This is a genomic window from Acidovorax cavernicola (assembly GCF_003581445.1).
Window position 1 is genome coordinate 70292 of the sequence record NZ_QXMN01000011.1, and the last position, 21936, is coordinate 92227.

A 21936-nucleotide genomic window follows, 5' to 3' on the forward strand; every position below is an offset into this window, starting at 1 on the left:
GACAGGCGCATGAGCACGAGCGCGGCGCCTTCGCCGCTGCACTACTTTGGCATCCGCCACCACGGCCCCGGCTGTGCGCGCAGCCTGCTGCGCGCCTTCGAGTCGCTGCAGCCCGACTGCATCCTCGTCGAGGGCCCGCCCGAGGCGGAGCCGCTGCTGTCCTTTCTCGCGCATGCCGATCTGCAACCGCCGGTCGCGGTGCTGATCCATGCGAGCGAGGACACCGGCCTCGCTGCTTTCTATCCCTTCGCCGAGTTCTCGCCCGAGTGGCAGGCGCTGCGGTGGGGCGCCGCGCGCGGCGTGCCCACGCGCTTCATCGACCTGCCGCAGGCGCACCGCATGGCGATCGAGCAGGCGGCACGCGTCGCCGCCGAGGCCGACGAAGCCAAGGCGGAAGCGCTCGAGGAAACACCGCTCGACGATGACGAGACCGACACGGTGCCGGTCGTCGAGACGGTCGACGCGACCGAACAGGAACAGGCCGCGAACACGCTGCCCGACGACCCCTTCGACTGGCTCGCCCACGCCGCCGGCTATGCCGACGGCGAGAGCTGGTGGAACCACATGGTCGAGGAACGCGGCGATGGCGAGGACCTGTTCGGCGCCATCGCCGAGGCCATGACGGCCGTGCGCGCCGAGACGCCCGAAGACCGGCGCGGCGTGCGCGCGATGGAGCGCGAACAGCGGCGCGAAGCCTTCATGCGCCAGTCGATCCGCGAGGCCGTCAAGGCCGGCCACCAGCGCATCGCCGTGGTCTGCGGTGCGTGGCATGTGCCCGCGCTGCAGGGCACGGCCACCGCCAAGGCCGATGCCGCGCTGCTCAAGGGCCTGCCCAAGCTCAAGGTGCTGGCCACCTGGGTGCCGTGGACGTATCGCCACCTCACGAGCGCCAGCGGCTACGGCGCGGGCATCGATTCGCCGGGCTGGTACGAGCACCTGTGGCAGCAGGGGCACGAGGTGGCGGGGCGTACCACGGGCTGGCTCGCACGTGTCGCGCGGCTGCTGCGTGAACACGATCTCGACTGCTCTTCCGCCCACCTGATCGAAGCCACGCGCCTCGCGGAAACGCTGGCCGCGCTGCGCGAGCGCCCCGCGCCCGGCCTGCCCGAACTCGACGAGGCCGTGCGCAGCGTGATCTGCATGGGCGAGCAGGCACCGCTCACGCTCATTCGCGAGCGCCTCACGGTCGGCGACCGCATGGGCCAGGTGCCGGCCGATGTGCCGACCGTGCCGCTGCAGCGCGATCTCGAGCAGGCGCAGAAAAGCCTGCGCCTGAAGCCTGAGGCGACCGCGAAGACGCTCGACCTCGATCTGCGACAGCCCAACGACCTGGCGCGCAGCCACCTGCTGCACCGTCTGCGGCTGCTCGAGCTGCCCTGGGGCGAACCCGCCGCCGGTCAGCGCGCCAACCGCGGCACCTTCCGCGAGACCTGGCAGCTGCAATGGCAGCCCGAGTTCGCGCTGCGCGTGATCGAAGCCAGCCGCTTCGGCGCCACCGTGGCGCAGGCCGCCAGCGCGCGCGTGATGGAAGGACTCGCGAGCGAGACCTCGCTCGCCGCGCTGGCCGAGCAGGTCGACATCGTGCTGCTGGCCGACCTGCCGGTGGCCGTGCAGGCCGTGACCCGAGCGCTCGAAGACCGCGCCGCGCTCACCGGCGACGCCGTGCAGCTCATCGGCGCCGTGCCGCCGCTGGCCAACGTGTTCCGCTACGGCAGCGTGCGCCAGACCGACAGCGCGCTGCTCTCGCATGTGCTCGACAGCCTCATCGTTCGCGGCGCCATCGGCCTGCCGATCGCCTGCGGCGCGCTCGACGCCGAGGCGGCCGAGTCGCTGCGCACACGCCTCATCGCCGCGCACGATGCCGTGCGCCTGCGCGACGGCGAAGACACCACCACCGCCTGGCGCAACGCGCTGCGCGCCATCGCCTTCGGCGAAACCGGCGCGCCGCTGCTGCGCGGCGTGAGCTGCCGCCTGCTGCTGGACGACGCGCAGATCGACAGCGACGGCGCCTCGCAGCAACTGGCGCGCAACCTCTCGGCTGGCGCGCCGCCGACCGATGCGGCCGCGTGGCTCGAAGGCTTTCTCAACCGCAACGCGATGGTGCTGTTGCACGACGATGCCGTGTGGTCGCTGGTCGACGGCTGGCTCTCGGGGCTCGGCGAAGAGCACTTCGTGCAGGTGCTGCCGCTGGTGCGGCGCAGCTTCGCGGACTTCTCGGGCGCCGACCGGCGCGCGCTCGGCGAACGCGCCAAGCGCGGTGCGGTCGGCGGCACGCTGCCATCGGCCGTGGCCGCCACCGACTGGGACGAATCACGCGCGGTGCTCGCGCTGCCGCTGTTGCGGGAACTGCTGGGAGTGAAGGCATGAGTTCGAACCCGATCGACGAAGAAGCCCTGCCGCCGACCGATCGCCTGCAGCGCTGGCGTCTCGTGCTCGGCAGCGAAGCCAACGCCAGCTGCGGCGCCATCGAGGGCCGCGTGCGCGAGATCGACCAGGCGCTCGCCGCGCTTTACGAAGCCGATGGCCGGCGCGGCCTGGGCCAGGGCGGCCAGCGGGGCGGGCGTGGCGATTCGGCGCCCAGCGTGGCGCGCTGGCTCGGCGACATCCGCAAGTACTTCCCGAGCCAGGTGGTGCAGGTGATGCAGCGCGACGCGATGGAGCGGCTCAACCTGCGCCAGATGCTGCTGCAACCAGAGATGCTCGAGAACGCGCAGCCCGACGTGCACCTGGTCGCCAACCTCGTAGCGCTGGCGAGCGTGATTCCGGCCGGCACCAAGGACACGGCGCGCGCCGTGGTGCGCAAGGTGGTCGACGAGCTGATGAAGAAGCTGGAAGAGCCGATGCGCAGCGCCGTGAGCGGTGCGCTCAACCGCAGCCAGCGCAACCGCCGCCCGCGCCATTCGGAGATCGACTGGCACCGCACCATCCGCGCCAACCTGCGCCACTGGCAGCCCGAGTACCGCACGGTGGTGCCGCAGTCGCTCGTGGGCTACGGGCGCAAGGCGCGCCAACCGCAGCGCGAAGTGATTTTGTGCATCGACCAGAGCGGCTCCATGGCCGCGTCGGTGGTCTATTCGAGCATCTTCGGCGCCGTCATGGCGAGCCTGCCGGCGGTGTCGACCAAGCTCGTGGTGTTCGACACCGCCGTGGTCGACATGACCGAGCAGTTGCAGGACCCGGTCGACCTGCTGTTCGGCGTGCAGCTGGGCGGCGGCACCGACATCAACGGCGCGGTGGGCTACTGCCAGACGCTGGTGCGCGAGCCGCGCAACACCATCCTGATCCTGATCTCCGACCTGTACGAAGGCGGCGTGGAAGACGGCCTGCTGCGCCGCGCCCACCAGCTGGTGGAAGCCGGTGTGCAGTTCATCGCGCTGCTGGCGCTCAGCGACGAGGGCGCGCCGTCGTACGACCGCGACCTGGCCGCCAAGCTCGCGGCACTGGGCGTGCCCTCGTTCGCGTGCACGCCCGATGCGTTCCCGGGCCTCATGGCTGCCGCCATCAAGCGCGAGGACGTGTCGACCTGGGCCGCCGGCCAGGGCCTGAAGACGAGCAGGGCCACGCCGTGACCTGCCCGCCGGACGCGCGCCGGCGGCGGCTGAGCGCCTTCCTGTGCCTCGCCGCAGGCCTGGGCCGCGCGGCGCAGGCGCAGGAGATGGCGCTCGACTTTCCGACCCGGCCGGTCCGGTGGATCGTGCCGTACACCACGGGCGCGACCGCCGACCTCGTCGCGCGCGTGCTCGGCGCGCAGATCGCCATCGACGCCGGCCAGCCGGTCGCGATCGAGAACAAGGCCGGCGGCAACACCGCACTCGCCGCTGCCGAGGTCGCGCGTGCGACGGCCGATGGCTACACCGTGCTGTCGGCCGACAGCACGACGCTGGTGTTCAACCCCGCGCTGTACCGCACCCTGGGCTACAGCCCCTCGCGTGACTTCGCGCCGGTCGCATTGCTGGCCCGGCTGCCGATGGTGCTGCTGGTCGGGCCGTCCAGCGGCGTGCGCGACGCGCGGGCCTTCGTCGAGGATGCGCGTGCCTTTCCGGGCCGCTTCCATTTCGCGTCGGCCGGCAACGGCAGTCCGCAGCACCTCGCGATGGCACTGCTGGCGCAGGAGGCGCGGCTGGAGATGGTGCATGTGCCCTATCGCGGCATCGCGCAGGCGCTGGTCGACGTGGCCGGCGGCCAGGTGCCGGTCGCGATGGGCGAGCTGACGGTGGCGCGCCGCTTCATCGAGGGCGGGCGGCTGCGTCCGCTGGCGGTGGCGAGCGCGTCGCGCCTGGCGTCGCTGCCGGGCGTGCCGACCTTCGCGGAGCTGGGGCTGCCCCGGGTCGAGGCCTCGAACTTCCTGGGGCTCGTGGCGCCGGCCGGCACGCCGCCCGAGGTGGTGGCGCGGCTGCAGCGTGTGGCCTCCAACGCGGTCCACAACCCGGTGGTGCAGCGCCGCTTCACCGAGTACGCCATCGAGCCCATGGACGGCACGGCGGCCGAGTTCGCGGCGCTGCTGGCGCGCGAGTCGGCGCGCTGGCATCCGCTGATCCGCGCGCTGAACCTCGCGCTGGACTGACGCGGTTCAGCCCGGGGTCGCGTCGCCGTCCGTCGGCAGGAAGGCCTCGCCCGGCGTCAGCGGCGCATGGCGGTAGCTGGCCGGTGTGCGGCTGAGCTTCACGGGCGCGCCGATGCCGCGGTAGCCGCCTTCCATCTCCACCACCATCTCGCGGTGCAGCGTGTGCGGGTGCTGCAGCGCGGCAGCCACGGGCAGCACGGGTGCGGCAGGCACGCCGGCGGCCATCAGTTGATCGACCAGCACGCGGCCGTCGAAGGCGGCGAGCGCGGCCTCCAGTTGCTGCTTGAGGCCTTCGCGGTTAATGGAGCGCGCACCGGCCGTGGCGTAGAGCGGGTCGTCGGCGAGCGCCGGCAGGCCGATGCAGCGGCAGAAGGCGCCGAACTGGCGGTCGTTGCCCACGGCGACGAAGACCGGGTCGGTGCCCGTGGCCAGCGCGTCGTAGGGGTAGATGTTGGGGTGCGCGTTGCCGGTGCGGCGTGGCGCCGTGCCGTCCATGAACCAGTTGGCTGCGTGCGGATGCAGCAGCGACAGGCCGCTGTCGTACAGCGCCGCCTCGACGAACTGGCCGCGTCCGCTGCGGTTGCGTTCCTGCAGTGCGAGCAGCACGCCGATCACCGCGTTCAGGCCCGTCACCATGTCGACCACCGGCAGGCCCACGCGCAGCGGGCCGCCGTCGGCCTCGCCGTTGATGCTCATGATGCCGGTCATGGCCTGCACCGCGGCGTCGTAGCCGGGCAATGCGCCCAGCGGGCCGTCGGCGCCGAAGCCCGAGACGCGGCACCACACGAGGCGCGGAAAGCGCTGCGACAGCGTCTCGTAGCCGATGCCCCATCGCTCCATCGTGCCGGTCTTGAAGTTCTCGATCAGCACGTCGGCCTCGGCTACCAGTGCGAGCAGTGCCTCGCGGCCTTCCTCGGTGGCGAAGTCCAGGTGCTGGATGCGCTTGTTGCGGTTCAGCCCGTGGTAGTACGAGGCCACGCCGTCCTTGAAGGGCGGACCCCAGGTGCGGGTGTCGTCGCCCTGCGGCGGCTCCACCTTGAGCACATCGGCGCCGTGGTCGCCCAGGATCTGGCCGCAGTACGGGCCGCCGAGGATGCGCGAGATGTCGAGGACGCGGATGCCCGCGAGGGCGCCGGTCGAAATGGAGGCGGTGGTCATGGAGTGGACTCGGAAGAAGGTGAAGCGGTGCGTGGCACCAGCTTGAAGGTGCCCGTGGCCATCGCCAGCAGTTCGCCCTCGGCGTTGCGTGCTTCGCCGCGCGCGAAGCACATGGCACGGCCGCGTCGCTCGCACACGGCGGTGGCGATCACGTCGCCGGCGCACGGTGCGGTGTAGTGCACCGTGATGTCGACGGTGACCACGCCGAAGGCTTCGGGCGCGTGCGAGCGCACGGCGCTGGAGAGCGCGCAGTCGAACAGCACGGCGATCGCGCCGCCGTGCACGTCGCCGCGGCTGTTGGTGTGGTCGGCGCTGTAGGGCATGCGCACACGTGCGAGGTCGTCGCCGATGGCTTCGCCGCGCAGCGCGAAGCTGCGCGCCATCGGCATCGGCAGGCCGAAGAGAAGGCCCGGCTCTTCGGGCGGCCAGGTGGGCGTGTCGTGCGGCATGGTGCTTGCAGTCGTCAAGGTCAGTCGAGCAGGCCGCGCTGGCGCAGGCGCGCCACGCGGTCCTTCTCGCGCGCGGTCGTGGCCAGCGCGTAGCGGCGGTACTGCTCGGGGTCCATGGCGTTGGCCTGCTGGTTCAGCTGCTCCAGCACGCGCAGGCCGGCTGGCGAGGTGAGCGCCTTGAGGAAGGCGTCGTGCACGGTCTTCACGCGCGCCGGGTCCATGCCGGCGGGGCCTGCGATGCCGTAGGGCGAATCGATGACCGCATCGACGCCTTCGTCGCGCAGCGTGGGCACCTGCGGGTAGCGCTTCACGCGCTGCGGCGTGAGCATGACGAGGTAGCGCATCTTGCCGGCCTCGATGTGGGGCACAGCCACGCCCGAGAGCGGCGCGGCGTCGATGTGGCCGCCCAGGATGGCATTGGTGACTTCGGCGTCGCCCTTGAAAGGCACCATGTTGAGCTGGATCTTCGCCGCCTCGGCGGCCTCGTCCATCACGATGCGCGGCGTGCCCACCGCGCCGGTGGCGCCCACGTTGAGCTTGCCGGGCCGGCGCGCGGCGTCGGCCGCGAAGTCCTTCCAGGTCTTCCACGGCGCATCGGCCTTCACGGCGAGGCCGAAGGTGTAGTCGGACAGCATGACCACGTACGAGAAGCTGCGCGCCGGGTCGAAGGCCACCTTGTTGATGAAGGGCTCGCGGTACACCGAGGCCGGCAGCACGGCCAGCGTGTAGCCGTCGGGCGCGGCGCGCACCAGCGCGGCGGCGCCGTTGGTGCCGCTCGCGCCGGGGCGGTTGTCGAGCACCACGGGCTGGCCGAGGGCCTTGCCGGCCTCCTCGGCCACGGCACGCAGGTGCTGGTCGGTGGGGCCGCCCGCGGCGTAGGGAACGATCAGCGTCACGGGGCGCTGGGGATAGGTCTCGGCCATCGCCGGACCGGCTGCGAGCAGTGCGGTGGCGACGAACAGGTGTGACAGCTTCTTCATTTTTCTCTTGTCTCCTCTGGGTGGTTGAAATTCAGTCGAGCTGCGCGCCGGACTTCTTGACGACGTCCTTCCACTTCGCCGTCTCGCTCACGATGAACTGGCCGAGCTTCTGCGGCGAGCTGTCGGGCGTGGCCTCGAGGCCCTGCGCGCTGAACATCTGCTTGACCTTCGGCGAGTTCAGCACTTCGGCGAAGGCATGGTTGAGCTTGGCCACGCGGTCGGCGGGCGTGCCGGCGGGCGCGACGATGCCGAAGAACACGCTCACGTCGTAGCCCTTGTAGCCCTGCTCCGCGATGGTCGGCACGTCGGGCAGCGCCTGCGAGCGGTTGGCGGTGGCCACGCCCAGCGCGCGCAGCTTGTTCGTCTTGACGTAGGGCAGCGCGGTGAGGATGTCGGTGAAGGTCATGCTCACCTGGTTGCCCAGCAGGTCGTTGAGCGCTGGGCCCGTGCCCTTGTAGGGGATGTGCTGCAGGTCGGTGCCTGCGATCGAGTTGAACAGCACGCCCGCCAGGTGCGACGACGCGCCGTTGCCCGACGAGGCATAACTGAGCTTGCCGGGGTTGGCCTTGGCGTAGGCCACGAGTCCGGGCACGTCCTTCACCGGCAGGGCCGGGTTGACCACCAGGATGTTCGGCAGGTAGCCGACCTGGATCACGGGTGCGAAGCTTTTGACCGGGTCGTAAGGGATCTTGCGGTACAGGCTGCTGTTGATGGCCAGCGGACCGGAGGTGCCGAACAGCAGCGTGTGGCCGTCGGCTTCGGCGCGCGCGACGTAGTCGGCACCGATGTTGCCGCCGGCGCCCGCGCGGTTCTCCACGATCATGGGCTGGCCGAGCCGGTCTTTCATCTCGGCGGCGAGCGTGCGCGCCATCGCGTCGGTCGGCCCTCCGGGCGGGAAGGGCACGACCAGCATCAGCGGCTTGGTCGGGAAGGCGCCGGCAGCTTGCGCGTGCACGGCGGGCGCGGCCGTCATCAGCAGGGCGGCGCAGGCGGCGGCTGCGCTGCGCAGCAGGGTGAAGTGGTGTCGCATGGTGTGTCTCCGTCGTTCTTGGAAGAAAAGGAAAAGGTTCAGGCGGTGGTGGTGCGCACCACGGCGCTGTTCCAGTCCGCCGGCATCGCATCGGGCGCGAGCGGGTCGCGCGGCAGCACGCGGTGCAGCAGCACCAGCTGGGCCCAGCGCAGGCGGTCGTCGGAGCCGCCGGCCGAGGCCTCCCAGGCCATCGCGGCGGCGCTGGTGCAGTGGTACAGCGCCGAGGCGGCCTGGCGGGCCAGCACGTCGCCGCCTTCGCGCGCGGCGGTCTCGGTCAGTGCGCAGGCGCGGGCCAGCGCGTCGCGCAGCGCGGCGGCGAAGGCCGGGGCGAGCGTGGTCGCGGCGGCGATCAGTCCTTCGCAATGCGCGCGCAGCACGGGCAGCGAGCCTTCGCGCTTGACGGCGCGGATCACGTCCAGCGCCACGATGTTGCTGGTGCCTTCCCAGATCGAGCCCAGGTGCGCGTCGCGCACGAGGCGCGGATCGCTCCACTCCTCGATGTAGCCGCAGCCGCCGCGCACTTCCATCGCATCGCCCGTGACCTGGCGCGCGTCGCGGCAGGCGCGGAACTTGATGAGCGGCGTGAGGATGCGCAGCAGTGCGTAGGCGTCGGGTTCGCCGGCATCGGAGCTCGCCAGGGCCTGCGCGGTCTGGCAGACCATGGTGCGCGCCTGCTCGGCGGGCACGCGCAGCTTGTCGAGCTGGCGCTGCATCAGCGGCATCTGGTCGAGCGTGCGGCCGAAGGCGCGGCGTTCGGCGGCGATGTATTCGGCTTCGGCCACGGCGCGGCGCATCAGGCCGGCGGCGCGCACGCCGTTCGACAGGCGCGAGTTGTTGACCATGTCGGCCATCTGCTGGAAGCCGCGGCCTTCCTCGCCCACGAGGTAGGCGACGGCGCCGTCGAGGCGGATCTCGCCGCTGGCCATCGAGCGCGTGCCCAGCTTGTCCTTGAGGCGGATGATGCGGTAGTGGTTGAGGCTGCCGTCGTCCAGCCGGCGCGGCAGCAGGAACAGCGACACGCCCTTCATGCCCGTGGGGCCATCGTCGGCGCGCGCGAGCACCATCGCGAAGTCGGCGTCGGGGTTGGAGCAGAACCACTTGTCGCCGCGGATGCGCCAGCTGCCGTCGGCCTCGCGGTGCGCCAGCGTGGCGGTGGCGGCGATGTCGGAGCCGGCGGCCTGCTCGGTCATGAACATCGCGCCCTGCGCGAGTTCGTCGAAGTCCAGCGAGGTCAGGCGCGGCAGGAAGCGTTCGACCAGCTCGGGCGCGCCGAACTTCTTCAGCGTGCGCGTGAGCGAGTCGGTCATCGACACCGGGCAGCACAGGCCGAACTCGGCCTGCACGAAGAGGTAGGTCAGCACGTACTTGACCAGCGGCGGCATCTTGCCCTTCCAGCCCAGCGTCTCGTCGCGGTGCGAGATCGCGGCCAGGCCGAATTCGCTGAGCGCCAGACGCTCCATCTCGACATAGGCCGGGTGCTTGATGACCTTCTGCTCGTCGATGCCGGTGCGCGTGCGCTGCTTCAGCGTGGGCGGGTTGCGGTCGGCGGTGCCGGCCAGCTCGTCGAGCAGGCCGCCCGCCAGGCCGCCCAGGCGCTCGAAGTGCGGGCGCATGTGCGAGCGCAGCGCATCGGGCAGGTACAGCGCGAGAAGGGTGTGCAGCTCGCTGTCGGTGGTGAAGAGGTTCTGGCCGTGGCGATCGGGGATCGGGTGCGCGGTCTGGGGCGCGGCGGCAGCGGTGGCAGCGGATGTAGGCATGCGGGCGTCTCCTTGTTCGCCGCATTGTTGAATTGGCAATGATCTGTGTCTAATATTGAATTGGTCTTGTTCGATTCGATTTGCCTATTCATGGAACTGCGACACCTGCGCTACTTCTCCGTGCTCGCCGAAGAGCTGCACTTCGGGCGCGCCGCGCGGCGATTGGCGATCTCGCAGCCGCCGCTGTCGGTGGCGATCCGCCAGCTCGAGGACTCGGTGGGCGCGCGCCTGTTCGAGCGCAACAGCAAGGAGGTGCGGCTCACGCCGGCGGGCCAGGCACTGCGCGTGTCGGCGCGGCGCGTGCTGCAGCAGGCCGAGGAGGCCGCGCTGGAGGCGCGCGACGTGGCCAGCGGCTCGGCCGGGCGCCTGCGCATCGGCTTTGTCGGCGCCATGCTGTATCGCGGCCTGCCGCCCGCGCTGCGCGCGTTCCAGGCGCGGCATCCGGCGGTGCGCATCACGCTGAGCGAACTCAACTCCGGCGTGCAGATCGCCGAGCTGCTGCACGACCGGCTCGACCTGGGCTTCGTCCACACCAGCCGCATGCCGCCCGAGCTGCAGCACCGGCTGCTGCTGTCCGAGCCCTTCGTGGCCTGCCTGCCCGCCGGCCATGCGCTGGCGCGCAAGCGCGTGCTGGCACCGGCCGACCTGAAGGCCCAGCCCTTCGTGCTGTTCTCCCGCGAAGCCTCACCCGACTACCACGAGCGCATTCTTTCGATCTGCGTCGAGGCCGGCTTCCTGCCCGAGGTGCGCCACGAGGTGCGGCACTGGCTGGCCGTGGTGTCGCTGGTGTCGCAAGGCATGGGCGTTGCGCTGGTGCCGCAGGCGATGCGGCATTCGGCGCTGCGCGGCGCGGTGTTCCGCCCGCTCGACCGCGACGTGGCGCAGTCGGAGGCCTACGGCGTGTGGCGTGCGGGGCCGTCGAATGTGCTGGTGGAGCGCCTGCTGGAAGGCGTGGCACTGAGCCACGCTGCGGGCTGACCGGGCGCTGGTAAGGTCCCGGGATGTCGCTCGCGCCATGGCGGTCGCGACGAAACACCAGGAACCCGCAGCATCATGAGATACACAGCCGTTGCCCGGCATCGGAGCGAATATCCCCAGCCGATCACCTTCGTCAAAGGCACGCAGCTCACCATCGGCGAGAAGTACGAAGGGCCCGAAGCGTGGGACCACTGGTACCTTTGTCGCGCCGCCGGTCAGCAGGAAGGCTGGGTGCCGGGGCAGATCATCGAGCGCCTCGGGGCGGGGCACGGCCAGGCGCTGGAAGACTACACAGCCCGGGAGCTGGATGTCGATGAAGGCGACGTGCTGATCAGTTCCAGGACCTTGAATGGCTGGGCGTGGTGCGAGCGCCCCTCGGATGCCCGCAGCGGCTGGGTTCCCCTGGAAAGCCTGCAGGAAGCCCGCCGCGATTGACGCCGGGGCGCCCCGCTTTCAGGCGTACAGCGGCTCTTCCGCCATCTGCTCGCACTGGTCTTCCAGCACGAGGATCTGGCCCTTCCAGTAGTCGCTGGAGCCGAACCACGGGAAGTTGATCGGGAAGATCGGGTCTTCCCAGCGCCGCGCCAGCCAGGCGCTGTAGTGGATGAGCCGCAGCGTGCGCAGCGGCTCGATCAGCGCCAGCTCGCGGCGGTCGAATTCGCGGAACTGCTCGTAGCCGTCGAGCAGGCCCGACAGCTGCGCCGTGCGCTGCGCGCGGTCGCCCGACAGCAGCATCCACAGGTCCTGCACCGCGAAGCCGGTGCGCGCGTCGTCCAGGTCGACGAAGTGCGGGCCGCCGCCGGGGCGGTCGGTGGGCGTCCACAGGATGTTGCCGGGATGCACGTCGCCGTGCAGGCGCAGCTTGCGCGGCTGGAAATCGGAGGCCGGCGGCTGCAGCGCGAGGGCCGTGGCGCGGACCATGTCCAGCGCCTCGTTGCAGGTCTTTTCCCAGTCGCGCTGCATGTCGAGCGGGATCTTGTCGTTCTCCAGAAGCCAGTCGCGCGAGTCGAGGCCGAAGGTCTGCAGGTCGAGCGTGGGGCGGGCTGCGAAGGGCTGGGCGCTGCCCACGGTGTGGATGCGGGCCAGGAAGCGGCCGACCCATTCGAGCACCTCGAAGTTGTCGAGCTCGGGCGCGCGACCGCCGCGGTAAGGGCTCACGCTGAAGGCAAAGCCGGCGTGGTGGTGCAGCGTCTTGCCGTCGAAGGCCAGCGGCGGCACGGCCGGCACCTCGCCGGCGGCGAGTTCGAGCGAGAAGGCGTGCTCTTCGAGGATCTCGGCCTCGCTCCAGCGACCGGGGCGGTAGAACTTGACGACCACCGCCGGGTGAGGGTTCGGGTCCTCCAGGTAGACCTGGTAGACCCGGTTTTCATAGGAGTTCAGGCCGGTGAGCCGGCCGTCGCCGTGCAGGCCGAGTGTCGCGAGCGCGTCGAGCACCACGTCGGGCGTGAGGCTCTCGTAAGGATGGGTATTCGCGGGCGCGGCAGAAGAAAGGGTCATGCGGCGATTGTCGCCACACGGACCCTCACCGCGTCCGGCTCAGGGTCAGCGCCCGCCCGGCGTCTTGAAGAGCGAGAGGATATGACCCGTGCGCGGGTCGCCCTTGCCCGCCAGCACCTGCGCGTAGGCGGCCTGCACCGCCTCGCCGCCGTGGTGGTGCTCGGCATGCAGCCAGGGGTTGTTGGTGTCGGTCACTTTGGACAGGAACTGGTGCCAGGCCGCCACCATGCGCCGCCCGAACTCGTCGGCGCCCCATTCGGTTGTGCGCTTCTTGATCTGCGCGGGCGCGAAGAACAGCGTGGCGCGCGGGCCCGCCAGGCTCTTGCCCGCACCCTTGGACGCCAGTTGCTCCACGTGCGTACCGCCGATCGAGCTGCTGTACTTGAGGTTCGCGAAGCGCTCGTGGATCGCGGTGCGCAGTTCGCCGTTGCCGGCGAAGTCGATGTACACGCAGGGCGTGTCCGCCGCGATGCTGTCCAGCGCGTCGTAGGTCACCACGCGGTCGTAGCAGCCCAGGCTCTGGCAGAAGGCCACGTTGGCGGGCGAGGTCAGGCCGACGACCTCGATGCCTTCGCGCTGGTGCAGCTGGAAGGCCGTGCCGTAGGCCGTCTTGCTCGACGCGCTCGACAGCAGCATGGTGGTGGCGCCGAAGAAATCGTTGTCGGCCATGAAGTCGTCGATCAGCCACGAGGTGATGAACAGCGGGCGCAGCAGCGCCTGCAGGTCTTCGGTGTCGGTGGTGTACAGCGGATCGGCGTTGCAGCGGAAGTACTGGTTGTAGACCGCGGGCAGCTCGGCGCGATGCGGCGCCGCGTCGGTGAAGCGCGCGGGCGAGAGCCGGTCGGGGCTGAGCACCGCGCTCGTGGCCATCGGCCAGTAGCCGTAGAGCCGTTCGCCCACGGCCACGCCCGGGTGCAGCGACTGCACCACGCTCGCGAAGCCCCACACCGGGATGCTGCCCCAGCCTTCTTCCTCGGAGGGGAAGAACTGCCAGTAGCTCATCGCATCGCCGAAGGCGGCGTAGGTGATGTTGTTGGAGGTGAGCGCAAAGCTGTCGATGCGCACGCGCACCTGGCCGTCGGCCAGCGGCCGCTCGGTGGTGTCGGTGTGCAGGCGCGCGGTGGCGAGCTGGTCTTTGCGGATCAGGAGGTGGGTGGTGCTCATGGGTCGATCTCCACGGGTGTGCGTTGAGGACGGGGTGGGCGGGACGAGACGTGCGGCCACATTAGCCAAGCTTGGTGAAAGGCGCTATCGCGGCAGGCGTTTCGGCGTCACCCGTGAGACAGATAGCGCGACAGACAAAAAAAGCGCCCTGGCTTGTGGCCGGGGCGCTTTCTGGTTCCTTTCAAGGGAACACCGAGGAACCGGCTTTGCCGGGCCTCAGGTGTTGCCCCCGGTAGGGGGTTGGCGTAGCGACACGAAGTGCGCAAAGCCTGGGGGCGAGCTCAAACAATCGTGAGTTCCACGTCGATGTTGCCGCGCGTTGCGTTCGAGTAAGGGCAGACCTGGTGGGCGGTGTCGACCAGCAGCTTCTTCTGCTCGGCGTCGAGGCCGGGCAGCGTGATCGCCAGTTGCACCGAGATGCCGTAGGCCGCGCCGCCGTTCGTCGGGCCGAGGGAGACCTTCGAGTCGATGGCGACGTCTTCCGGCACCTTCACGCTGATCTTCGGGCCGACGGCCTTCATGGCGCCGATGAAGCAGGCGGCGTAGCCGACCGCGAACAGCTGCTCGGGGTTGGTGCCGGGCTTGCCCGAACCGGGCGAGCTCAGCTTGACGTCGATGGCGCCATCGCTGGACTTGCCGGCGCCGTCACGGCCGCCGACGGTGTGGGCTTCTGCGGTGTAGAGAACTTTGTCGAGCTTGGTGGTCATGGTGATTTCCTTTGGCTTGGGGTGGTGAAAGGGCTTCCTGGGGAGGCCGGGGAGAACTCTGAACGGTTTGTGTGTCTGTGTGCCTGTCAGGCGGCTTTGCGGATGCGGTCGCGCAGAGTCTGGATCTGCTGCGTGAGGGCGATCAGCTCGGGCACCGAGCATTCGGTGGCGGCCATCAGGCACTCGGGGACGTTGGCGGCGCGGGCCTTGAGCTTGCGGCCTGCCGCGGTGAGCGTGATGTGGACACGGCGCTCGTCTGCGACGTCGCGGACGCGGGCTACGTAGCCGTTGGCTTCGAGGCGCTTGAGCAGGGGGGTCAGCGTGCCGGAATCGAGCGAGAGGCGCTCGCCGAGGGCGGAGACGGTGGGGCCGTCTTGCTCCCAAAGAGAGAGCATGACGAGGTATTGGGGGTAGGTGAGCTGCAGCTTTTCGAGGAGCGGCTTGTAGAGGCGGGTCATTGCCAAGGAGGCGGAGTAGACGGCGAAGCAGAGCTGGTTGTCCAGCTTGAGCATCTCGTCTTGTTGGGGGTTCGTTGGCATGTGGGGAATTGTAGTTCGCAATTCAATTGTGTGCAATGTAGTTGTTTTGGGTGACTTGGGGTGGTGGTTGTTTTGTTTCCCGGGGCCGGGTCTCGCCCCGGCGGGCGACTTACTTTCTTTTGCTTCGCCAAAAGAAAGTAAGCAAAGAAAAGGCGACCCCACTGTCTGCGTCCCTCCGCTTCGCTACGGGCAACCTGCGGTGCTCGCATTTCGCGGGGTCTCGCAGAACTCGCTTCGCTCAAACAGCTGCGAGCCCTGATCCGCGAAACGCTGCGCTCCTCGGCGCAGCCAGAGGGGAGGGGCGGGGACGGCCCATCGCTGCGCTCGGGCCGAGACGGGCCTTCGCGTTGCTCGGCCCTGGATTCAGGGGGGAGAGCGCCAGGCCGAGCGAAGCGAAGGCCCGTGTGGTGTTGGAAGCCGAGCGCAGCGATGGCGAGTTCGGTTCCCTCATCCCTTCTGTATGCGCCGAGGAGCGCAGCGTTTCGCGGATCAGGGCTCGCCCTTGTCTGAGCGAAGCGAGTTTGGGCGAGACCCCGCGGAACGTGAGCACCGCAGGTTGCCCGTAGCGAAGCGAAGGGACGCAGACAGCAGGGTCGCTTTTCTTTTGCCTACGTTTCTTTGGCGAAGCAAAGAAAAGTAGGTCGCCCGCCGGGGCGAGACCCGGCCCCGGGAAGCAAACCGGGTCACGCCCAAAAAATCACCCCCGAAACCGTTTCCGAGTCAACGCCAACGCAATCCAGAAAGCCACAACCGCATACACAACCAAAACAGCCGCATGCACCCACCACCCCTCAGGCCACCGATCCATGAACAGCGGCCGCACCAACGCCACAGCATTCGTCAACGGCAGCCACGCCGCCACAGACCGCACAACAGAAGGCAGCTGTTCCAAAGGAAAAAACACCCCACTCAAGAACATCATCGGCGTCATGAACAGCGTGAAGTAGTAGGTAAAGAAGTCATACCCCTTCGCCAACGCATTGAAGATCAACGCCACCGAAGAAAACGTGATGCCACACCCGATCAACACCATCCACGCCACGATCAACTTCGGGCTGTGACTGATCCCGAGCCCAAGCATCACGAACAGGATCGCCGTCACCGTGAAGATCGACTTGAACGCCGCCCACAGCATCTCCGCCAGCACGATGTCGTCCAGCCCCACGGGCGCGTTCATGATCCCGTCCCACGTCTTCTGCACATGCATGCGCGAGAACGCCGAGTACAGTGCCTCGAAGCTCGCCGCGTTCATCGCGCTCATGCAGATGGAGCCGCTGGCCAGGAACAGGATGTAGGGCACCTGCGTGCCGTCCACCGTCACCTGCCCCACGAGCGCGCCCATGCCGTAGCCGAAGGCCACGAGCCAGATCAGCGGCTCGGCGATGTTGCCGATCAGGCTGGGCAAAGCGAGCTTGCGCCACACCAGCAGGTTGCGCAGGAACACCGGCCACCAGCGCATCGACAGTTCAGGCGCACGCCACACCGAGGGCGAGGAAGGTGGCACGGAAGAAGCAGTGGTTGTATTCATAGAAAGAAGGTCTACCCGTCCTGGCGAATCTGGCGGCCAGTGAGCTTGAGGAACAGGTCCTCCAGGTTGGCCGGCCGATGGAAGGTGCGCAAACCGCTGTGCTGCGTGAGCGCATCGAGCAGGCGCCGTGCGTCCTGCGTGTAGAAGAAGACGGTTTCGCCGCTCACCTCGACGCGCGCGGCCAGCGCCTGCAGTTCGGGCGAGCCGGCCAGCGACAGCGCGCCGTTGCCGTACACCTCGACCACGTCGGGCTCCAAGTGCTCGGCGATGAGATCGCGCGGGCGGCCTTCGGCGATCTTGCGGCCGTGGTCGAGCACCAGCAGGCGCGAGCACAGGCGCTCGGCCTCGTCCATGAAGTGCGTGGTCAGCAGGATCGACTTGCCCTGCTGCAGCAGCACCTGCAGGCGCTCCCACATCAGGTGGCGCGCCTGCGGGTCGAGGCCGGTGGTGGGCTCGTCGAGCAGCAGCAACTTGGGGTCGTTCACCAGCGCGCGCGCCAGTGACAGGCGCCGCCGCATGCCCCCCGACAGTTCGCCGGGCTTGGCGTCGGCCTTGTGCGAGAGCGCTGCGAACTCCAGCAGCTGCGGCACGCGCGCACGCACCTGGGCTTTGCTGAAGCCGAAGTAGCGGCCGTACACGACGAGGTTCTCGGCGCAGCTGAAGTCGGGGTCGAGCGTGTCGAACTGCGACACCACGCCCAGCTGCGCCTTGATGGCCAGCGCGTCGCGCGGCATCTGCAGGCCCAGCGCCTCGATGCTGCCGCCGTCGGGTGCGGTGAGGCCCAGGCACATGCGGATCGTGGTGGTCTTGCCCGCGCCGTTGGGCCCGATCACGCCCAGGCACTCGCCGGGTGCGATCTCGAACGAGAGGTCGTCGACGACCGTGGTCTCGCCGTAGCGCTTGCGCAGCGCACGGACCTGGAACAGCGGGGAGAAGGAAGGTGAAGAGGGAGTGGTGTGGGACGGCACGCGGCCATTCTGACGCAGCCGGCCAATCAGTGCACCGCCTACATGCGCAGGCCGCTGAACTCCTCTTTCATCCAGTCGATGAAGGCCCGCGTGCGCGCCGGCAGCAGCCGCGCGTTCGGGTAGATCACGCTCACGGGCCGGGGCGCGGGCTCGTAGTCTTCGAGCACCAGCTGCAACCGGCCCTGCGCCACGTGCGGCAGCACCTGGTAGGAGAAGAAGGTGCCGAAGCCCATGCCTGCGGCGCAGGCCTCGACGGCGGGCGCGAGGTGGTTGAACTCGAGGCGGTTGTCGGGCGTCACGTGCACGGTCTTGCCGCCGTCGCCGCCCTCGCGAAAAGTCCACTGCGGCGGCGCGTCGACGCGCCCGCGCACGCAGGGCATGCCCGCCAGATCGCGCGGATGGCGCGGCACGCCGTGCTGCGCCAGGAAGGCGGGGCTGGCCACGACCACACGCCGGATGCTGCCCAGCGTCTGCGCCACCAGCGACGAGTCTTCGAGCGGGCTGATGCGGATGCCGACATCGATGCCTTCTTCGAGCAGGTTGACCGTGCGGTCGTGCAGCCGCACGCTGCAGCGCACCTTCTCGTGGCGCTGCATGAAGCGCACGATGGCGGGCGCGACGTACATGTGGCCGAACAGCACCGGCGCGGTGATGACCAGCTGCCCGGCGGGCTCGCGCGCCTCGGCCTTCAGCGCCTGGTCGGCGGCGTCGGCCGCGAGCAGAACCTCGCGCGCGCTCGGCAGGTAGTGACGGCCTTCCTCGGTGAGCGACAGGCGCCGTGTGGTGCGGTGAAAAAGGCGCACGCCCAGGTGCGCCTCGAGCGCGGCCAGCGCGCGCACCACGGCGGGCAGCGAACTGCCGAGCGCCTCGGCGGCGCGGGTCAGGCTGCCCTGGTCGGCAATCTGCACGAAGGTCTGCATGGCCTTGAAGCGATCCATGACGCGATTAAACCGGAAAACGCAGCAGTCAAATCCACCAAAAGCTATTCATTCATTTGTCGGAAGAGAGAAGAATTCGAGACATACCCACCTGAAGGACTCCCCATGGCCGACAACAAGCCCGCTCAATCGATCAAGCTCTACGGCAGTGCCATCTCGGGCCACGTGCACCGCGTGCGCCTGTTCCTCACGCTGCTCGACCTGCCCTTCGAGATCGTCGAACTCAACCTGCGCCAGCGCGAGCACCGCACGCCGGAGTTCCTGGCGCGCAACCCCTTCGGCCAGGTGCCGGTGATCGAGGACGGCGATGTCACGCTGGCCGATTCCAACGCCATCCTCGTGTACCTCAACGAACGCTACGCCCCCGATCCGGCGCGCTGGATGCCGCGCGACCCGGTGGGCGCGGCGCGTGTGCAGCGCTGGTTCTCGGTGGCGGCCGGCCCGCTGGCGTTCGGGCCTGCGGCCGCGCGCATCATGGTGCTGTTTGGCCTGGACGCCGACCGCACCGAGACCGTCAAGCGCTCGCACGCACTGCTCGCGGTGATGGAGACCTGCCTGTCCGACCAGCCCTTCCTCGCGGGCCCGTCGGCCACGCTGGCCGACATCGCGAACTACGCCTACGTGGCCCACGCGCCCGAAGGCAGCGTGTCGCTCGACGCCTACCCGCAGTTGCGTGCCTGGCTGGCGCGTGTGGAAGCCTTGCCCGGGTTCGTGCCGATGGTGCGTTCGCCGGTCGGGTTGGCGGTGGCGTCATGATCGCCGCGCCGTTCCACGCAGGAGAGCGCGCGCTGCAGTCGCTGGTGGGCGCGCGCGAGCAGATGGAGGCGATCGGGCCGCGCGTGATCCGCGACTACATGCCCGACCAGCACCGCGACTTCTTTGCGCTGCTGCCCTTCCTCGTCGTCGGCAGTCTCGATGCGGACCTGCAGCCGTGGGCCAGCATGCTCGCGGCACCGGCCGGCTTCGCGCACTCGCCCGATGCGACACACCTGCGCGTCGATGCGCTGCCGGGCGCGGGCGATCCGCTCACGGGTCAGCTCGAGCCGGGCGCCACGCTCGGGCTGCTGGGCATCCAGCCGCACACGCGGCGGCGCAACCGCATGAACGGCACGGTCGAGGCGCTCGATGGAGCAGGCTTCATGGTCGAGGTGCAGCAGAGCTTCGGCAACTGCCCGCGCTACATCCAGGCGCGCGAGCCGGTGTTCGCCACGCCGCCGGCTGATCTGCCGGCAGCGCAGTGGCTCGACACGCTCGACCTTGCCGCCGAGCGCCTCATCGGCGCCGCCGACACGCTGTTCATCGCCACCGCCTACCCTGATGCCGCCGCGGTGGGCGACGAGGCCGATGCGCGCTCGCACGGTGTCGACGTGTCGCACCGCGGCGGCCGGCCGGGCTTCGTGCGTGTCGATGCGGGCGGCGTGCTCACGGTGCCCGACTTCAATGGCAACCGTTTCTTCAACACGCTCGGCAATCTGCAGGCGCACCCGCGCGCGGGCCTGCTCTTCGTCGACTTCGACACCGGCGAGCTGCTGCACCTGAGCGCCACGGCGGAGATCGTCACGGAAGGCCCCGAAGTGGAGGCGTTCGAAGGCGCGGAGCGGCTGATGCGCTTTCACGTGACGCGCGCGCTGCGCCGTCCGGGTGCGCTGCCGTTGCGCTGGGGTGAAGCGGCACTGTCGCCGCACCTCGCGGGCACCGGCCGCTGGGCCGCGCATTGATCAGTCGAAGACGGGGATGCGCCCGTTGACCGATGGCCGGTAGTGCCAGCCGCTCGCGCCGAGTGCATGGAGGGCATCGGGAGCGGGCGTGCGCTGACGCAGCAGCGCTTCCAGACCCGCCGCGGCCAGCGTGCAGGCCAGCGCCTGGCCGGGGCAGGCGTGCATGCCATGGCCGAAGCCGAGCACGCGGCGCCGCGCACGCACGGGCATGAAGCGGTCGGGCTCGGGGTTGAACGCGGGGTCGCGGTGGGCCGAGGCCAGCAGCACCAGCACCGCATCGCCCGCCGCCAGCGAGGTGCCGGCGATCTCGACCGGCTCGATGGCAAAGCGGCGCGTGTTCTGCACCGATGGATCGTGGCGCGCCGTTTCTTCGACGATGGCGAGCAGTCCGTCGCGCGTGCGCGCCAGCGGGCGCAGCGCGGCCTCACGTGTCAGCGCAATGAGGCTGTTGCCCAGCAGGCCCGCCGTTGCATCGCAAGTTTGTGAGAGCAGGCCCACGAGGTTGGCCAGCAGCGCGCGTGAGAGCGGCGCGCTTGCGGCGCTCTCGGACAGCACCGCCGAGAGCAGCGTGCCGTCACGCGGCGAGGCATTCGCGGTCAGGACTTCGAAGCGGTTCATCAACTCGCCGGCTGCCGCGCTGGCCGCCTGCAGCTGGTCGGCATTCGACAGCGGCGAAAGGCAGGCGACGAAATCACGCATCCAGCGGTCCACCTGTGGCAGTGCCGTGTCATCGAAGCCCAGCAGGTGCGCCATCGCGCGCACAGGCAGCGAGAACAGCGCCTCGGACAGCGGCGCCTGCGCGGGCACCTGACGTGCGACCTCCAGCGCGGCTGCGTGCGCGGCATGCAGGTCGAGCCCGGCCAGCGCCCGCTGCAAGGCCGGCCGGTGCGCCTGGTGCGCCGGGCCGTCGTTCATGCGCACGAGGTGGCCGAATACCTCGCCGGCCGGGCTGCCCACGAGCGCGCGCGGCACGGGCTCGGCGGCGGGACGCACACGCAGCGCGCCGTGGGCCTGCAGCACCTGCGTGACGACGTCGGCGCGGCTGGCGACCCACACGCGCAAGCCCTCGTGCCAGGCGAGCGGCGGGCCGTCGCGCAGCGTGGCGTAGTAGGGGTACGGGTCGGCGTGCGTGGCGGCGGCGACCGGATCGGCGGGGTGGGTGAGCACAGCAGTAGTCATGGCGCGCAGTGTGCGTTCGGGGCCGCCGGCACACTTCGGTCGCGAACGAAGTGTGGGATGCGCCGTCGCCTTAGGATGGCCGCATGGACGACTCCACCGCTTCCGATTTCCAGCTCGCCCGCCTCGCCGGCGCCATCGCAGAACCCGCGCGCGCCCGCATGCTGAACTGCCTGATGGACGGCCACGCCCGCACCGCGACCGAACTCGCCACCGTGGCCGAAGTGGCCGCCTCGACCGCGAGTGCGCACCTGGCGCGCCTGAAGGACGAGCGGCTGGTCGAGGTACTGGTGCAAGGCAAGCACCGCTACTTTCGCCTGGCCAGCGACGACGTGGCCGCCGCGCTCGAAAGCCTCATGGTGGTGGCCGGCGCACCGCGTCCCGCCGCAGCCGCTTTCCAGCCCAACACGCCGAGCCGCCTGCGCAGCGCCCGCACCTGCTACGACCACATGGCCGGCACCGCCGGCGTGGCGCTGCACGACCGGCTGCATGCGCAGGGCTGGCTCAGCGGACTGGCGAGCGGCTCGTACGAACTCACGCCCGACGGCGCCATCGCGCTGGAGAGCCTGGGTGTCGAGGTCGATACCGTGCGCCGTTCGCGCCGCCGCTTCGCCTGTGCCTGCCTCGACTGGAGCGAGCGCCGCCCGCACCTGGGCGGCGCGCTCGGTGCCGCGTGGCTGCAGCTGTCGCTGCGGCGCGGCTGGGTGCGGCAGGAACTCGACGGGCGCGCGCTCACGCTGACGCCGAAGGCGCAGCGGGAGATGCCGGAACTGTTTGCCTGAAAG

The 21936-nt window shown here is 69.9% G+C and carries 21 protein-coding genes; 8 read left to right on the top strand and 13 right to left on the bottom strand.

Going from position 1 to position 21936, the window contains the following annotated elements:
- Positions 1-9: 9 nt before the first annotated feature.
- The 3 genes from D3H34_RS11660 to D3H34_RS11670 all read left to right on the top strand — a co-directional run bounded on the left by D3H34_RS11660 (position 10) and on the right by D3H34_RS11670 (position 4564).
- Positions 10-2367 carry a DUF5682 family protein gene (locus tag D3H34_RS11660; protein ID WP_119553618.1) on the top strand — a complete coding sequence of 786 codons (2358 nt, stop codon included), beginning with the start codon at positions 10-12 and terminating at the stop codon, positions 2365-2367.
- A complete protein-coding gene (locus tag D3H34_RS11665; protein ID WP_119553619.1) occupies positions 2364-3569 on the top strand; it encodes a VWA domain-containing protein in 1206 nt (401 codons plus the stop codon). The genes D3H34_RS11660 and D3H34_RS11665 overlap by 4 nt, the downstream gene beginning before the upstream one ends.
- An 86-nt stretch (positions 3570-3655) precedes the next feature.
- Positions 3656-4564, top strand: a complete 909-nt coding sequence (locus D3H34_RS11670; RefSeq protein ID WP_119553691.1) for a Bug family tripartite tricarboxylate transporter substrate binding protein — start codon at positions 3656-3658, stop codon at positions 4562-4564.
- A 6-nt stretch (positions 4565-4570) separates the two neighbouring features.
- Here the strand turns inward: D3H34_RS11670 and D3H34_RS11675 are convergent, their stop codons facing one another.
- From D3H34_RS11675 to D3H34_RS11695, 5 genes are read right to left on the bottom strand one after another with little or no spacing between them, the layout of a single operon-like run.
- Entirely contained in the window at positions 4571-5722 is a 1152-nt protein-coding gene (locus D3H34_RS11675) for a CaiB/BaiF CoA transferase family protein (RefSeq protein WP_119553620.1), read from the bottom strand.
- The gene (locus D3H34_RS11680; RefSeq protein WP_119553621.1) at positions 5719-6171 is read right to left on the bottom strand and encodes a PaaI family thioesterase; all 453 of its coding nucleotides are present in this window, start codon (positions 6169-6171) and stop codon (positions 5719-5721) included. The genes D3H34_RS11675 and D3H34_RS11680 overlap by 4 nt, the downstream gene beginning before the upstream one ends.
- A 20-nt stretch (positions 6172-6191) precedes the next feature.
- Positions 6192-7151 (bottom strand): tripartite tricarboxylate transporter substrate binding protein, encoded by a 960-nt coding sequence (locus D3H34_RS11685; protein ID WP_119553622.1) that lies wholly within the window; start codon positions 7149-7151, stop codon positions 6192-6194.
- Between the two features lie 31 nt (positions 7152-7182).
- Entirely contained in the window at positions 7183-8181 is a 999-nt protein-coding gene (locus tag D3H34_RS11690) for a Bug family tripartite tricarboxylate transporter substrate binding protein (protein ID WP_119553623.1), read from the bottom strand.
- A gap of 38 nt (positions 8182-8219) precedes the next feature.
- A complete protein-coding gene (locus D3H34_RS11695) occupies positions 8220-9938 on the bottom strand; it encodes an acyl-CoA dehydrogenase family protein (RefSeq protein WP_119553624.1) in 1719 nt (572 codons plus the stop codon).
- 90 nt (positions 9939-10028) lie between these two features.
- Here D3H34_RS11695 and D3H34_RS11700 point away from each other — a divergent pair, with 90 nt between their 5' ends.
- Both D3H34_RS11700 and D3H34_RS11705 read left to right on the top strand, forming a co-directional pair.
- Complete coding sequence (locus D3H34_RS11700) at positions 10029-10916, top strand: LysR family transcriptional regulator (protein ID WP_119553625.1); 888 nt, start codon at positions 10029-10031, stop codon at positions 10914-10916.
- A gap of 75 nt (positions 10917-10991) precedes the next feature.
- A complete protein-coding gene (locus tag D3H34_RS11705; protein ID WP_119553626.1) occupies positions 10992-11351 on the top strand; it encodes an SH3 domain-containing protein in 360 nt (119 codons plus the stop codon).
- An 18-nt stretch (positions 11352-11369) separates the two neighbouring features.
- Here the strand turns inward: D3H34_RS11705 and D3H34_RS11710 are convergent, their stop codons facing one another.
- The 7 genes from D3H34_RS11710 to D3H34_RS11745 all read right to left on the bottom strand — a co-directional run bounded on the left by D3H34_RS11710 (position 11370) and on the right by D3H34_RS11745 (position 18257).
- Positions 11370-12413 (bottom strand): serine/threonine protein kinase, encoded by a 1044-nt coding sequence (locus D3H34_RS11710; RefSeq protein ID WP_119553627.1) that lies wholly within the window; start codon positions 12411-12413, stop codon positions 11370-11372.
- 45 nt (positions 12414-12458) lie between these two features.
- Positions 12459-13577 carry a DUF2855 family protein gene (locus D3H34_RS11715; RefSeq protein WP_119553628.1) on the bottom strand — a complete coding sequence of 373 codons (1119 nt, stop codon included), beginning with the start codon at positions 13575-13577 and terminating at the stop codon, positions 12459-12461.
- Positions 13578-13858: 281 nt separating this feature from the next.
- The gene (locus D3H34_RS11720; RefSeq protein WP_119553629.1) at positions 13859-14284 is read right to left on the bottom strand and encodes an organic hydroperoxide resistance protein; all 426 of its coding nucleotides are present in this window, start codon (positions 14282-14284) and stop codon (positions 13859-13861) included.
- 86 nt (positions 14285-14370) lie between these two features.
- The gene (locus tag D3H34_RS11725; RefSeq protein ID WP_119553630.1) at positions 14371-14823 is read right to left on the bottom strand and encodes a MarR family winged helix-turn-helix transcriptional regulator; all 453 of its coding nucleotides are present in this window, start codon (positions 14821-14823) and stop codon (positions 14371-14373) included.
- 697 nt (positions 14824-15520) lie between these two features.
- A complete protein-coding gene (locus D3H34_RS11735) occupies positions 15521-16351 on the bottom strand; it encodes an ABC transporter permease (RefSeq protein ID WP_119553631.1) in 831 nt (276 codons plus the stop codon).
- 11 nt (positions 16352-16362) lie between these two features.
- Positions 16363-17319, bottom strand: a complete 957-nt coding sequence (locus D3H34_RS11740; RefSeq protein WP_119553632.1) for an ATP-binding cassette domain-containing protein — start codon at positions 17317-17319, stop codon at positions 16363-16365.
- 38 nt (positions 17320-17357) lie between these two features.
- On the bottom strand, positions 17358-18257 hold the full coding sequence (locus D3H34_RS11745) for a LysR family transcriptional regulator (protein ID WP_119553633.1): 900 nt from the start codon (positions 18255-18257) through the stop codon (positions 17358-17360).
- Positions 18258-18362: 105 nt separating this feature from the next.
- On the opposite strand from D3H34_RS11745, the gene D3H34_RS11750 reads away from it, so the two are divergent.
- Both D3H34_RS11750 and D3H34_RS11755 read left to right on the top strand, forming a co-directional pair.
- Positions 18363-19013, top strand: a complete 651-nt coding sequence (locus D3H34_RS11750; RefSeq protein ID WP_119553634.1) for a glutathione S-transferase family protein — start codon at positions 18363-18365, stop codon at positions 19011-19013.
- Entirely contained in the window at positions 19010-19975 is a 966-nt protein-coding gene (locus D3H34_RS11755) for a pyridoxamine 5'-phosphate oxidase family protein (RefSeq protein WP_119553635.1), read from the top strand. The genes D3H34_RS11750 and D3H34_RS11755 overlap by 4 nt, the downstream gene beginning before the upstream one ends.
- Here D3H34_RS11755 and D3H34_RS11760 read toward each other — a convergent pair whose 3' ends face one another.
- Entirely contained in the window at positions 19976-21154 is a 1179-nt protein-coding gene (locus tag D3H34_RS11760; RefSeq protein WP_119553636.1) for a cytochrome P450, read from the bottom strand. It lies immediately after the preceding gene.
- A gap of 83 nt (positions 21155-21237) precedes the next feature.
- Between D3H34_RS11760 and D3H34_RS11765 the strand changes: the two genes are divergently transcribed.
- Positions 21238-21933 (top strand): ArsR/SmtB family transcription factor, encoded by a 696-nt coding sequence (locus tag D3H34_RS11765; RefSeq protein WP_119553637.1) that lies wholly within the window; start codon positions 21238-21240, stop codon positions 21931-21933.
- The last annotated feature ends 3 nt before the right edge of the window (positions 21934-21936 follow it).